Source organism: Longimonas sp. (assembly GCF_046498435.1).
Taxonomy (GTDB): domain Bacteria; phylum Bacteroidota; class Rhodothermia; order Rhodothermales; family Salinibacteraceae; genus Longimonas.
Window position 1 is genome coordinate 15,250 of record NZ_JAWOAR010000338.1, and the last position, 12,648, is coordinate 27,897.

Annotated in this window: 12 protein-coding genes and 2 tRNA genes; 11 read left to right on the plus strand and 3 right to left on the minus strand. The window is 57.7% G+C overall.

The genetic code is table 11. The features are described 5' to 3' along the window. Positions 1-91: 91 nt before the first annotated feature. The 6 genes from rpsD to ruvX all read left to right on the plus strand — a co-directional run bounded on the left by rpsD (position 92) and on the right by ruvX (position 5,858). Positions 92-694, plus strand: coding sequence for a 30S ribosomal protein S4 (gene rpsD / locus R6U20_RS13205; RefSeq protein ID WP_410338308.1), 603 nt, complete (start codon positions 92-94; stop codon positions 692-694). A 280-nt stretch (positions 695-974) separates the two neighbouring features. Further along, complete coding sequence (locus R6U20_RS13210) at positions 975-1,958, plus strand: DNA-directed RNA polymerase subunit alpha (protein ID WP_410338309.1); 984 nt, start codon at positions 975-977, stop codon at positions 1,956-1,958. 80 nt (positions 1,959-2,038) lie between these two features. Then, a complete protein-coding gene (gene rplQ / locus R6U20_RS13215) occupies positions 2,039-2,491 on the plus strand; it encodes a 50S ribosomal protein L17 (protein WP_410338310.1) in 453 nt (150 codons plus the stop codon). Positions 2,492-2,710: 219 nt separating this feature from the next. Then, complete coding sequence (locus R6U20_RS13220; protein ID WP_410338311.1) at positions 2,711-4,951, plus strand: RelA/SpoT family protein; 2,241 nt, start codon at positions 2,711-2,713, stop codon at positions 4,949-4,951. A 97-nt stretch (positions 4,952-5,048) separates the two neighbouring features. Beyond that, positions 5,049-5,426 (plus strand): HU family DNA-binding protein, encoded by a 378-nt coding sequence (locus tag R6U20_RS13225; RefSeq protein WP_410338312.1) that lies wholly within the window; start codon positions 5,049-5,051, stop codon positions 5,424-5,426. A 3-nt stretch (positions 5,427-5,429) separates the two neighbouring features. Next, a complete protein-coding gene (gene ruvX, locus R6U20_RS13230) occupies positions 5,430-5,858 on the plus strand; it encodes a Holliday junction resolvase RuvX (RefSeq protein WP_410338313.1) in 429 nt (142 codons plus the stop codon). 7 nt (positions 5,859-5,865) lie between these two features. On the opposite strand, the gene R6U20_RS13235 is transcribed toward ruvX, so the two are convergent. Together R6U20_RS13235 and R6U20_RS13240 are read right to left on the minus strand one after the other, a co-directional pair. Further along, on the minus strand, positions 5,866-6,927 hold the full coding sequence (locus R6U20_RS13235; RefSeq protein WP_410338314.1) for a DUF72 domain-containing protein: 1,062 nt from the start codon (positions 6,925-6,927) through the stop codon (positions 5,866-5,868). A gap of 43 nt (positions 6,928-6,970) precedes the next feature. Continuing rightward, positions 6,971-7,480, minus strand: a complete 510-nt coding sequence (locus tag R6U20_RS13240; RefSeq protein ID WP_410338315.1) for an HIT family protein — start codon at positions 7,478-7,480, stop codon at positions 6,971-6,973. 114 nt (positions 7,481-7,594) lie between these two features. Here R6U20_RS13240 and R6U20_RS13245 point away from each other — a divergent pair, with 114 nt between their 5' ends. The 5 genes from R6U20_RS13245 to R6U20_RS13265 all read left to right on the plus strand — a co-directional run bounded on the left by R6U20_RS13245 (position 7,595) and on the right by R6U20_RS13265 (position 12,245). After that, positions 7,595-8,422, plus strand: a complete 828-nt coding sequence (locus tag R6U20_RS13245; RefSeq protein ID WP_410338316.1) for a PHP domain-containing protein — start codon at positions 7,595-7,597, stop codon at positions 8,420-8,422. Between the two features lie 45 nt (positions 8,423-8,467). Next, positions 8,468-8,947, plus strand: coding sequence for a 6,7-dimethyl-8-ribityllumazine synthase (ribE, locus tag R6U20_RS13250; RefSeq protein WP_410338317.1), 480 nt, complete (start codon positions 8,468-8,470; stop codon positions 8,945-8,947). Between the two features lie 230 nt (positions 8,948-9,177). Beyond that, positions 9,178-9,251 (plus strand) — tRNA-His (locus tag R6U20_RS13255). Positions 9,252-9,267: 16 nt separating this feature from the next. Then, positions 9,268-9,342, plus strand: a tRNA-Glu gene (locus tag R6U20_RS13260). A 467-nt stretch (positions 9,343-9,809) separates the two neighbouring features. Next, positions 9,810-12,245, plus strand: coding sequence for a TonB family protein (locus R6U20_RS13265; protein WP_410338318.1), 2,436 nt, complete (start codon positions 9,810-9,812; stop codon positions 12,243-12,245). Positions 12,246-12,409: 164 nt separating this feature from the next. Here the strand turns inward: R6U20_RS13265 and R6U20_RS13270 are convergent. Further along, positions 12,410-12,648, minus strand: a 239-nt coding sequence (locus R6U20_RS13270) for a hypothetical protein (RefSeq protein WP_410338319.1), incomplete at its 5' end; no start/stop codon positions are given.

Genomic DNA, 12,648 nt, shown 5'->3' on the forward strand with positions numbered 1-12,648 from the left:
GCGAGTAGACATTTGCGCTGAGCTGATGAGGCGCTTCTCGTTCGTCTGCGTACTACACCCCTTCATTTGAAGACACACTACCAAACGTCACATGGCTCGATACCGAGGCCCAAAACAAAAAGTCGCACGCCGATTCAAAGAGCCCATTTTTGGGCCGAGTAAAGCACTGGAGCGTAAGCCATACCCGCCGGGGCAACATGGCCGGGGGCGTCGTCGTCGCGAAAGCGAGTATGCGGTGCAGCTTAAAGAGAAGCAAAAGGCCAAGTACACCTATGGCCTGCTGGAGCGGCAGTTTAAGAACCTGTTTAACAAAGCCGCTCGCAAGCGTGGCGTAACGGGCGACGTGCTTCTGCAGATGCTGGAGATGCGTCTCGATAACATTGTGTTCCGTATGGGATTCGGACGCACGCGTCGCCAGGCTCGCCAGTTTGTGAACCATGGCCACCTGCTCGTTAACGACCGCCCGGTTGACATCCCGTCGTACGAGGTAAGCGTCGACGACGTCATTGAAGTGCGGCCGCGCAGCAAGAACATCGAGCCCATTCAGGAAAACACCGAGCGGCAGCGCCGTGTCTTCCCGTGGCTTGAAGTTGACCACGGCAACGCGAAAGGACGCGTCATTCGGCTTCCAGAAGTTGACGAGATTCCGGAAAATATAGAAGCCCAACTGATTGTGGAGCTCTACTCCAAGTAACCGGCTTCTACCCGTACGTCGGCTGCCCTGGTGTAACGCGATTTTGCAAGGAACGCAACCCGCAGAACGCGCTGCACCTTGCGCATACCGAAGCTGTTGTGCACCAAGTTAGCCTCAGCCCACAGTAGCCAAGCACATATAGCTGTGCGGTCTAACTGCTCCTCTTCGTACCCCTTTTGTGCATGCGAGCGCAGGATGCATGTTGCCCCGGGCTGCGCGCGCTGCTTCCGCCTGCGTTCCGCCTTGCACTGCCTTTGTACACAATCACCGATTCGAGCGTATGAACAACTTTGGGATTCAAATGCCGGATGCCGTCCATGTAGAGGACGCATCCGACACCACCGGACAGTTTGTCATCGAACCGCTTGAGCGGGGGTTCGGCATTACCATCGGCAATGCCCTGCGCCGCGTCATGCTGTCGTCGATGCCTGGACAGGCGATTACGGCGATCAAAATTGATGGCGTACAGCACGAGTTTTCAACTATCCCGGGGGTCACAGAAGATGTCTCCGACATCATTCTGAACCTGAAGGGCGTGCGCATGAAAGCCGAAGAAATGCATGAGGCGCACATCCACCTTACCCTTGAAGGACCAGGCACCTGGACGGGAGCCGACTTGCAAGACGCGACCAGCGAGTTCGAGATTCTAAACCCCAACCACCACATTGCCACACTGGCCGAGGATGCCTCAGTCAACGTGGATCTACGGGTCGGATACGGACGGGGATACGTGCCGTCCGAAGAAAACAAGCGCGAGGACGACCCCATCGGCGTAATCGCAATCGATTCCATCTTCACGCCGATCAAGAACGTGAAGTACTCGGTCAAGCCGATGCGTATCGGCGAGAAGATTGATTACGAAGAGCTAACCCTCGACGTAGACACCGACGGGTCCATCACGCCCGAGGAAGCCTTGACGCGTGCCGCAGCCATCATGCGCGACCATATCCAGTTCTTCATTCAGTTGGATGAGGAGCCGGAACCGGTCGTAGAAGAGCAGGAAGTCGACGAAGAGGTGCAGCGTATTCGCGATCTGCTTTCGCAGCCCGTCGACGAGCTCGACCTGTCGGTTCGCTCGCACAATTGCCTGAAAGCGGCCAGTATCAAAAATATTGGCGACTTGGTGCGTCGCGAAGAGAACGAGATGCTCAAGTTCCGGAACTTCGGACGCAAGTCGCTGCAAGAGTTGGTCGAGGTGCTCGACGAACGCGGCCTGCACTTCGGAATGGATGTCGAAGAATACCTCGAAGAGCAGTCCGGCTAACTCGCAGCAGTGGCACGCACGCATCCTGCCAGGACAGCCCTGCACGGCTCACCTAACTCCTTTTTGTTCTACCGATTACCATGAGACACCGCACGAAACGCCATAAACTCGGACGCACCAGCGCCCACCGCAAGCGCACGCTGGCGGCGCTTTCCAATGCGCTGATTGAGCATAAGCACATCAAGACCACGATTGCGAAGGCAAAGGCCCTGCGCCCCTTCGTTGAGCCGCTCATTACGCGGTCCAAGACCGACAGCGAGCACAATCGTCGCCAGGTCTTTCGGTACCTGCAAGATAAGAAAGCGGTAACCACGCTTTTCGACGAGGTGGCTAAGCGTGTGGGCGACCGCCCCGGAGGCTACGTGCGCATCATCAAGTTGGGCCAGCGCAACAACGATGGCTCCGAGATGGCGCTCGTGGAGCTGGTCGATTACAACGATGTGCAGCCCGCCAGCACAGGCGGAAGCGGCAGCAGCGGCGGCACGCGTCGCGGCAGTGGAAAAGGCCGCCGCGATGAAAGCGATGATGCGTAGTGCACGATGAACACATATTGAGATTGAAAAGCGAGGCTTTCTGCACAGAAGGCCTCGCTTTTTTGTTGGCAGGTTTTTTGTTGGCAGGTTTTTTGTTTGCAGATGCAGCAGCAGACCAAAGACACCTGTTTGGGGCGTGGAGTGCCTATGAATCTCACCGGCACACGCGTCGTAACAAACTGTGCTAAGCCCACCTTTCTTGGTTGATGACGGAGATTTATGATACAGGCCTCGTCGGTGCTCAAAGAAGCGAATATTTCGGTCGAGCCTACGTACGAGGCGCGCCTGGAGCGCCTGCTGGCCCACTGTCGCACGCATCTGCCATCGGTTGATGAGGACATGGTGCGGCGTGCGTTTCGACTGAGCTACTGGGCACACCGTCACCACTGGCGCGCTTCGGGAGAGCGCTACATTGCGCATCCTATGGAAGTAGCCGATATCGTAGCACGCGACATCGGGCTCGATGACGTGAGCGTAGCCGCTGCGCTCTTGCACGATGTGGTCGAAGACACTGACCTCTCCATTGGGCTGATTCGGGAAGAGTTTGGCGATACGCTGGCTACGATCATCGACGGGCTTACAAAGATCAGCGGTGTGTTTGCAAGTCGCGAACTGGGGCAGGCCGAAAACGTGCGCAAGCTCATGCTCTCGATGGCGACAGACGTGCGGGTCATCCTCGTCAAGTTTGCCGACCGCCTCCACAATATGCGCACTATTGAGGCGCTTCCAAAGGAAAAGCAGCTCAAGAAAGCCAGCGAAACAAAAGAGCTGTTTGCCCCGCTGGCCCATCGGTTCGGGCTGTTTGCCGTAAAGAGTGAGCTGGAAGACCTGTCGCTGAAGGTGCTCGACCCCGAATCGTACCAGCAGATTGTAGACAGCCTGGCCGACCGCAAAGACGAGCGGGAGGCGTATATCGCGTACTTCATTGAGCCGCTGAAGCAGCGCCTGGAAAACGAAGGATTTACCTTCGATGTGTACGGACGCGTGAAAAACATCTACTCGATCCACCGCAAGATGAAGCGGCAGAACAAGCCGCTCAACGAGATCTACGACATTTTTGCGATTCGGGTGGTGCTCGACGAAGAGGGCAAAAAGGGGCGCGAAGACTGCTGGCGCGTCTACTCCATCGTCACGGATCTCTACAAACCGTTGCCCGAGCGCTTCCGTGATTTCATTTCGGTACCGAAATCGAACGGCTATCAGAGTCTGCATACCACGGTGCTCGGGCCAAAGGGGCGCCGCGTAGAGGTGCAGGTACGCACGCACGAGATGCACGAGATTGCCGAGCGTGGGGTCGCGGCGCACTGGAAGTACAAAGAAGGTGCCGATCGCTCTGACGAGGAGATGGACCAGTTTCTCGACTGGGTGCGTGACCTGCTGGAGAGTCCGAAGCCCGAGCAGGCCACCGAGTTCGTCGAGGAGTTCCAGCTCAACCTGTACGACGAAGAGATCTACGTCTTCACGCCGCAGGGCGACCTAATGACCCTTCCGCAGGGGGCCACGCCAGTCGATTTTGCGTTTAAGGTGCACACCGAGGTAGGTATGCAGTGCATCGGTGCAAAGGTGAACGGGAAAATGGTACCCCTCTCACGCGAACTGGCCAGCGGCGATCAGGTCGAGATCATCACCTCAAAGAAGCAGACCCCGAATCCTGACTGGAGCAACTTTGTGGTGACGCACAAGGCGCGGAGTCGCATTCGGCACTGGACCAACGAAAAGCGCCGCAAGACCGCTAAGCTTGGCCGTGAGATCTGGGAAAAAGAGGCACGCCGTGCCAGTGTTGAAATTAGCGACCAGGACTTGCAGGAGGTAGCCCACGAACTCAAGTTTCCTGATCTGCAGCAGCTCTTTTACGAAATTGGAAGCGGCCTGTATGAGCCGAATAAGCTCATCAATCGCATCAAAACGGGCGGGCAATCTGAAAATGGTACCGACGACGAAGATGACGAGCAGGCCCTCCGCAAGAAATACGAGAGCTTTCTGGATGCGGCGCAAACCTCAGGCAAGCAGGCGCTGTTGATTAACGGCGAACTGCAAACCGATCTGGCTGTGAACTATGCCGCATGCTGCAACCCGATTCCAGGAGACGAGGTGTTTGGCTACGTGAGCCGCTCGGGCTCCATCAACATACACCGCTCGAACTGCCCGAATGCCCCCGACTTGCTTGCCAATCATCCAGACCGCATTTTAGAAGTAGACTGGAGCCATCAGAATGATGTACAGTTTGGCGCGGCGCTGCGGCTGGTCGGCGAAGATCGCGTGGGTATGGTTAATGATCTGACAACCGTGATTTCCAAGAACTTAAAGACGAATATTCGGTCTATAACCATTGATTCGGAAGACGGCATCTTTTCCGGAACGGTCGTCCTCCACGTAAGTGACCTGGAGCACCTGAAACGATTGATGGAACGTCTGAAACGTATTGATGGCATCCACGGCGTGTACCGGTTTGAAGAGTAGTTCGGAGCGCCGCCATCGGTCGGACCATACACAACACAAGAGCGAAGTACATTAGCGTACCAATTCGGCATCCTGATCTCCTAACGACTTCGATTCAATGACAGAGCGTACTGAAACCGTCACAAAAAAAGATATTGCTCGACGTGTAGCCAACCGCATGGACGAACCCGTTTACAAGAGTGAGCCGTGGGTCAACACGGTGCTTGAGGTGATCGGCGACTTCCTTGTCGAAGCTGATCCCGACGTGCGCATTGAGTTGCGCGACTTTGGCGTGTTCGAAGTCAAGAAAACCAAAGCAAAGCCCAAAGCGCGTAACCCAAAGACCAACGAAACGGTGTTCGTACACAGCCGCCGCAAGACGCACTTCCGTCCCGGCAAGCGCATCCGCGAGGTGCTCAAGCAGCCGCTGCACGAACTGGGCTACGAAATCCCTGAAGGCAGCGCGGACAAGCATCTCGACGAAGACGATGAGTAGCCTGTGCTAAACACGCCGCCCCGCTTTGTTGGCATTGACTATGGGACCAAGCGCGTAGGGCTGGCCCTCTCCGATCCGCTCCACATGACAGCCTATTCGCACGGTGCTGTGCCTCCAGAACAGCTCGTTGATACGTTGCAGGAGCTGGCGGATACGAAGGGACTCGCGGGCATTGTCATTGGGTGGCCGCTGGAGCCTGACGGCACTGCCGGAACCATGACTGAGCGCGTGCAAGCCTGCATCGATGCGATTAAAGAGGCGCTTCCTGCTGTATCCATTGTGCGCCGCGACGAGCGCAATACTTCCGAGTTAGCCCAGCAGGCGCTTAGCGAGGCGGGCGTACGCCAGCCCGGGCGCTACGACAAGGGCCGGGTGGATGCCGCTGCTGCTGCGCTCATCCTGCAAGATTATCTCGACGAGCAGGCCAGGTAGCACGCAGCTACGAGTACTTCTTAGATCGCTTTTTGCGCTCATCCAAAATGCGATGGGCAATCGTGCGGGCCAGTTCTGGGGCGTTGCCCCAGGCACGGTTGTTGGCAATAAGATGCAGGGTCGTGTCTTGCTGCTCCGCCTGGAACGCCAGTGCCGTTGCATCCAGCACCATATCGTGCGCCTGCTGCGTCTCGGAAAGCGCTGGCACAGCGGCATCGAACGGGTGCGCATGCTTGAACGCTTCTGCGTAGGGCATGTCGCGAGGCGTAAGCAGACGGCATACCACCGTGCCTGTGCGTTCGGTAAACCGCTTGCCAGCCCGATGCCACTGCTCGCGAATCATAGGCAACCAGTTCCAGTGGCTAAATACGTGTCCGAGCCCTCGTGACGCCAGCCAGTCGAAGTACACCGGCTGCAAGAGGTGTGCTGAGCGGATTTCGAGATGCGTGGGCACTTCCGTTGGCACCTCAGCAAAAAAAGAATCCAGATCGTCGGCAAACGCTCGCGGTGGGGGACTGTCGGCGCGGCGCTGGTACTCCTGTTGAAAAATAACCCCAACGAGCCGATTGTCGAGCAGTTCGCGGGCCGGATTCAGAAAAGTGGATACGTAGGCCTCGGCATCCAGGTAATTGGCGTTGTCAGTGTAGCGCGGTCCGTTGCTGGTGTTGGTGCGCAGCGTGCGTGCGCTGAAGCGTTGCGGGGCCTTTAGCAGGAAGCGTGCCGTGTTTGGGGCCGCTTCAGCATAGCGCGCAAGCGTGTGGAAGGTGCGCGTAGAATCGCCCGCATCATGGAGCGGATGGTAGAACGTGAAGTCGATCTCCAGCACCGAAAAGTGATCGAAGTACTCCGGCGCGTACGAAATAGGCACCTTGCCAATGCTGTACGACGTGCCGCCCAGCGAGCGCGACTGGGTGCGTACCTCATCGGCGGCCTCGTCGGGATAGACCTGTCCAATCCACCCCGCATATCGGTCGCTGGCCGTGCCGAAGCGCACGTGGGGATGGATGTGCTGAAAAACGTAGGCATCGGCCTGGTCGCGGAGCACGTCGAGCGAAGAGACATCAGACATAACGAAGCAGCATCGGGAATGAGAACAGTAAACAAGAAGGGCCTTACGTCTCCGAATCCGACTCGATAACCGCTCTGAGCTTTGCGTACGTGTCGCCCAGCGATTCGGGAATGACCTTGGTCTGGCCGGTGGTGGGCATAAAGTTGGTATCGCCGCTCCATCGCGGCACCACATGCATATGCAGATGCTCGGGAATGCCCGCCCCCGCGGCCCGGCCCAGGTTCATCCCCACGTTAAAGCCATCCGGATCAAGTGCGGTGCGCAGCCACCCAATGCACCGATTGGCCGTCTGCGATAGGGCAATGCGCTCCGCATCCGTAAGCGCATCGTACTCGGCCACCACCCGGTACGGCAGGATAAGCAGGTGCCCGTTGTTATACGGATGCAGGTTCATGATCACGAAGACCTCAGCGCCACGCCACAAGATCAGGTTCTCGCGGTCGTCGTCTTGCGCCACCAGGTGGGCAAAAATAGACGTGTCGTCGTCCAATTCGGCGCGGTCGTTAGCCGTTTCCACGTAAGCGGCTCGCCAGGGACTCCAAAGCCGATCCATAAACAGCGTACAGAAGGCGATAAATAACAACGGAAGACGTAAACTTCGAGGGGGAGGTAGGGTTCAGGGGGATGCAACACGCCGTCTTGATCCCCCTATTACCGACCAGCTTTTATGGTCTATGCCGACTTGCATACGCATAGCACCGCCTCAGATGGCCACCTTGCGCCCCGCGATTTGGTTCGCGAAGCCAAGAACGCCAAACTGGGTGTGCTTGCACTGACCGACCACGACACCGTAGCGGGCATTACCGAGGCACAGGCTGCGGCCGCAGAGGTCGGGCTGGTTTTCGTACCGGGCGTGGAGTGCACGGTGCACCACAAGGGCCACGGCATCCACCTGCTGGGCTACGGATTTGACCCGACCGATGCAGCGTTGACCCGTCACTTCGATCGTTACGCAACGGCGCGCATTGAGCGGGCGCAGGCCATTGTCGAAAAGCTGCAATCCGTGTGCAGACTCGACATCACATGGGCCGATGTGCAGCGTCACGTACCGGCAGGAGACGGCGTCGTGGCCCGTCCGCACATTGCGGCAGCGCTTCAGGAGAGTGGAGCCGTTGAGTCGGTCGGCACTGCGTTTGATGCATATCTTGGCGACAACAAGCCCGCGTACGTGCCGTTGCCCGAGGTGGAGGCTGCATGGATGATCGACCAAATCCACGAGGCTGGCGGCATCACCGCTGTGGCACATCCCGGGCACTGGCTGCCGGGGCGCGTGCTGCGCGGGCTCATTGATGCCGGACTCGACGCGCTAGAGTGCGTACACCCCTCGCACGATGCCTCGCTCGAAGCCTACTACCGCAATCGGGCACATGCCAACAGCCTGCACGTCACGGGCGGGTCCGATTTCCACGGTCCGTTGCACGCCACTGCACGCGGGGTGGGGCACACCGGACTCTCACGGCGCGCCTGGGAACGAATGGCAGCCGCCTGCACGTAACAGCCTGCCGCACGTATCCCCAACAAACGCTCTGCCCACGACGCTATGCCCACCCGCATCCAAGGACGCCACATTGCCTCTGATGGGACCCGCTTCGGGATTATCTTGAGCCGGTTCAATGACCTGATCACCGAGCGGCTGCTGGAAGGCGCATTAGGTACGCTGCGTAGGCACGGGGTGAACACCGAAGCGCTGCCTGTGGTGGAGTGCCCAGGTGCCTTCGAGATCCCAGTGCTGGCCAAACGGATGGCGACCTCGGGCGAGTACGATGCCATTATCGCGTTAGGGGCTGTAATTCGCGGTGCCACACCGCACTTTGACTACGTATGCTCGGGGGTAACCAGCGGAATTACAAGTGTATCGGTGGAGACGGGGGTGCCCGTAATTTTCGGTGTTCTCACCACCGATACGGTAGAGCAAGCCATTGAGCGGGCTGGTACAAAGGCGGGTAACAAGGGAACAGAAGCCGCACTGGCCGCCCTTGAAATGGTGGACGTACACGCGCAAATCACCCCTTCATCGTAGCTTCCTGTGAGTGCTCCATGAATGCGGAACACCGGTGGGGGGGAGGCGTCAATTTGTATGCCTTAACGGAGGGGGACCGACGCCCAAACAGGCCGCAGATCAGTTGCTGATTACGGCCGACTGATTGCCGACTGATTGCCGACTAATTGCAGCGAACGGGTTCATGACCTCTTGTCTTGCAAAAGAGTCAATCGGCTTGTACAATGAAACCCTGACGTTGGCGCAACATGGTGATCGTAGCTCAGTTGGTTAGAGCGCCAGGTTGTGGTCCTGGAGGCCGAGGGTTCAAATCCCTCCGGTCACCCTCACATATAAATTATGCCGCGTTCGTCTAGCCTGGTCTAGGACGCCGCCCTTTCACGGCGGTAACACGGGTTCGAATCCCGTACGCGGTACTCCAGCGCTCCGGTCTCCCCGGAGCGCTTTTTTGTTGGGCCCGTGGTTTCGGATCGGTGCCACGCAATACCAAATCTGGTTGCAGCATTATGGGGAGGACGTATGCAGTTGGGACTCAAACACGTTATCTGGTCGCGGGGCTCTTCCTCGTGGCGTAGCCGCTTTTAGAGCCCCCTCAGGGCAGCGGCCTGCATGCTGTCACATAGCAGTGCATCGTGTCTGAACGAGAGAACGATCTACAGAAACCTGTTTTCTTGCATTCCATAGCAAGAAATTGTAATATATAACAGAACAGTTAACCCGATCACGTTCAACGTTTCCCGACCCACAGGGGCATAGACGTGACACTGATGGATCTGACGCTACGTGCTGTGACTCCTTGTGCGCGGTGAAGAACCGTGCGGAGTACAGGCAAAGTCGGTCTGTTTCGCCTTCGCCATCCCTTTCACGTATTCGAGCGCACGCTATGGAGCTGGCTCCGCTCACCGTTCTCAATAAAAAATATTCGATCAAGCGCACGCTTGGCGACCCGGGCCCATTTGATATTAAGTATCTTGGGCAAGATGTCGACTCGAAAGAGCAATATGTCATCCGTGAGTTCTTCCCGGTTGATATTGCCAAACGCGAGTCGGGCAAAACCTCTATCGAGGTGACAGACGGTGAAGAAGCCGAGTCGCTTTTCGAGTCGGGGTTGGGGTACTTCCAGAAAGAGTCGGAAGTGCTTGCCGAATTGCAGCATGAGGCGCTGCCCACGCACGTAGACCTGTTTGCAGCCAACGGAACGAGCTACCGAGTGCGTCCGCACCAGCCGAGCATGTCGCTCTCGAAGGGGCTTGCGAGTAAAGGGCAGCTCTCCGAAAAAGCGGCCCTCATGATTATGGTGCCGATTTTGGAAGCCTTGCATGTGGCCCACGAGGCCGGGCTTTACCATGGCGGGGTGTCTCCTGAAACCATTCGCTTGCTCGAAGAGGGCAACGTAATGCTGACCGGTTTTCAGGGAGCGCAGATTCAGCTTGCACGATCGGCTGATCAGCTCGACCTGATTCGTCAGCCTGGCTACAGTGCCATTGAGCAGTACACGCCGCGGGCCAACCAGGGCCCCTGGACCGATGTCTACGCCGCAGCGGCAACCATCTGCACCATGGTAACGGGCGAGCCGATGCCTGAAGCCAGCGATCGCCTTGAAGGTAGCGATCCGCTCAGTACGCTTCTTGAAGATGCCGAGGTGTCGTTTTCGCCTGGCGTGCGCGAGGCGCTGATCGAGGCGTTGGTTGTGGATCCTTCGAAACGGCTGCAGTCGATTGATGCATTGCGCAAAGCTCTTGAAGAGTCGTCGGAGCGCTACGACAGCAATGAGGCCTCGTATGCCATCATGCCGGTAGAAACCGAGGAGGAAACGGCGCTGGCCCGCGGAGACGAAGAGGAAGATGAAGAAATTGAGGTGCTGACCACAGCCAGTGGCGACCGCCCAGCACGGGCACAGCGCACCCCTGAAGAAAAATCCTCGCTCTCGACGGTGCTGCTTGTTGGCATTCCACTTCTTCTCGTTGGACTTGGCGGGGGGCTCTGGTTTGCCTCGGGCGATTCGGGGTCGAGCGGTTCATACGCCGACTATCGTGCGCAGGCCGATTCGCTCTTTGGCGAAGGAGAGTACAACGAAGCAGAGAGCTTTTACAACCAGGCCTTGGAAGTCCGCCCCGAAGATCAATATGCGCTTGAACAGCTTCAAAGCATTACTGAGCGTCAGGAGGAAAGTGAGGAGTCGCGCTACCGTGAGCAAATAGAGCGGGGAGAGGAACTGTTTGAGCGTGCAAACAACCTCTATGAAAGCAATAACTACGAGGAGGCCAACCGCCTTTACGGACAGGCCATGGCGGCTTATTACAACGCGCTCGACCTGGAGGACGATCTCGATTTGGAGTCCGATGAAACTGAGGAAACCGAGCAGCGAATTTCCGAAATTGAAGACCAGCAGCGCCAAATGCTGCGCGAGCGTTCTGAAGACGGAGGCGGTGAGGAAATGGGCCCCGACCAGCTCTATGACTTCTTTATCTCGGAAGCCGATCGGCAGTATGAGGAGGGAAACCTGAGAGCTGCACAGAACAACTATGAGGATGCGCTTGAGTACCGCTCCGACGACTCGTACGCCCAGGAGCGCATCCAGTCGATTTCGGAAGAGTTGGCTGAGCGTAGCCAGGAAGAAGAGTTTCAGGAACTGATGGACCGCGCTGAACGGCTCATGCAGACGTCGAACTATGCAGATGCGCAGGATGTCCTTGAGCAGGCCGTTCAGATCAACCCCGACAATGCTGAAGTGCAGGAGATGATGACCCGCAACGAAGAGTTGCTGGCTGAGCAAGAAGAGCAAGAAGAACAGTTCGAACAGGTGCGCTCACAGGCCGATGATGCGTTCCAAGAGGGGAATTATGAGGAGGCCGTTCAGCTTTATCGTCAAGCCTATGAAATCAATCCGGATAGCGACGAAGTGGTTGAGCGCCTGGAGCGGGCCCAGCGCGAGTACGAAGAACTGCAGATGGCTGAAGAGCGGAGCCAGCGCGAAGACCAGCGTAGTGAGGAAGATGAGGAAACAGGGGAGCGCGTATACACGGTCGTGGATCAGGAACCCCGGCCTGTAGGAGGACTCTCGGCGCTTACCGAAGATGCGTCGTATCCCGAACGAGCATCTCGGCGTGGGGTGGAAGGGCGCGTATACGTACAGGCAACGGTGAATCCGGATGGCACAGTGCGCGAGGTCGAGCTTGTTCGAGGCATCGGCTACGGGTGCGACGACGAGGCGCTCCGCGTGGTACGCAACGCTGAGTTTGAAGCGGCGCAGGTGAGCGGTCGGGCTGTGGCCGCACGCACTACCGTGTGGGTGCAGTTTAGCCTCGGAGATGACTGACCCCGGTCCTCTCCTCGGCCTTGGCACCTGCCGGAAGATGATAACACGCCACACACGGCATGTGTGGTGTGTACACGGACACACGCTTCGCCAAAGACCAAGCCCTTGCATTCTAACTCGCCCACCCCGACCGCGCGCGTCAGGGTGGGCGTTTGGTCGTGTCCCTACAGGCGGGCCGTTCGATTATTGGAATGGAGCAATGTGATGAAGATGAATCTACCCCCGCACCAACGGCGCAACGAATTCGCATCCCCCTGAACACCCACATTGCCCACGGCGTTACGGATACTCCGACGGCTCTTTGCCACTAACCCCGAGGACGCATGGCTTTTTCTTTTGAGTATACGGCGTGGGATGACGCGCGCCACGGCGATCAGCGTCCGCTTTTTGAGCAGTTGAATGA

Excerpts from the sequence above, each read along its gene's own strand:
- R6U20_RS13265 (WP_410338318.1), top strand. The coding sequence starts at position 9,810 with ATGGAGCTGGCTCCGCTCACCGTTCTCAATAAAAAATATTCGATCAAG.
- rpsD (WP_410338308.1), top strand. The coding sequence starts at position 92 with ATGGCTCGATACCGAGGCCCAAAACAAAAAGTCGCACGCCGATTCAAA.
- R6U20_RS13210 (WP_410338309.1), top strand. The coding sequence starts at position 975 with ATGAACAACTTTGGGATTCAAATGCCGGATGCCGTCCATGTAGAGGAC.
- R6U20_RS13220 (WP_410338311.1), top strand. The coding sequence starts at position 2,711 with ATGATACAGGCCTCGTCGGTGCTCAAAGAAGCGAATATTTCGGTCGAG.
- ribE (WP_410338317.1), top strand. The coding sequence starts at position 8,468 with ATGCCCACCCGCATCCAAGGACGCCACATTGCCTCTGATGGGACCCGC.
- R6U20_RS13240 (WP_410338315.1), bottom strand. The coding sequence starts at position 7,480 with ATGGATCGGCTTTGGAGTCCCTGGCGAGCCGCTTACGTGGAAACGGCT.
- R6U20_RS13225 (WP_410338312.1), top strand. The coding sequence starts at position 5,049 with ATGACAGAGCGTACTGAAACCGTCACAAAAAAAGATATTGCTCGACGT.
- R6U20_RS13245 (WP_410338316.1), top strand. The coding sequence starts at position 7,595 with ATGGTCTATGCCGACTTGCATACGCATAGCACCGCCTCAGATGGCCAC.
- R6U20_RS13235 (WP_410338314.1), bottom strand. The coding sequence starts at position 6,927 with ATGTCTGATGTCTCTTCGCTCGACGTGCTCCGCGACCAGGCCGATGCC.
- rplQ (WP_410338310.1), top strand. The coding sequence starts at position 2,039 with ATGAGACACCGCACGAAACGCCATAAACTCGGACGCACCAGCGCCCAC.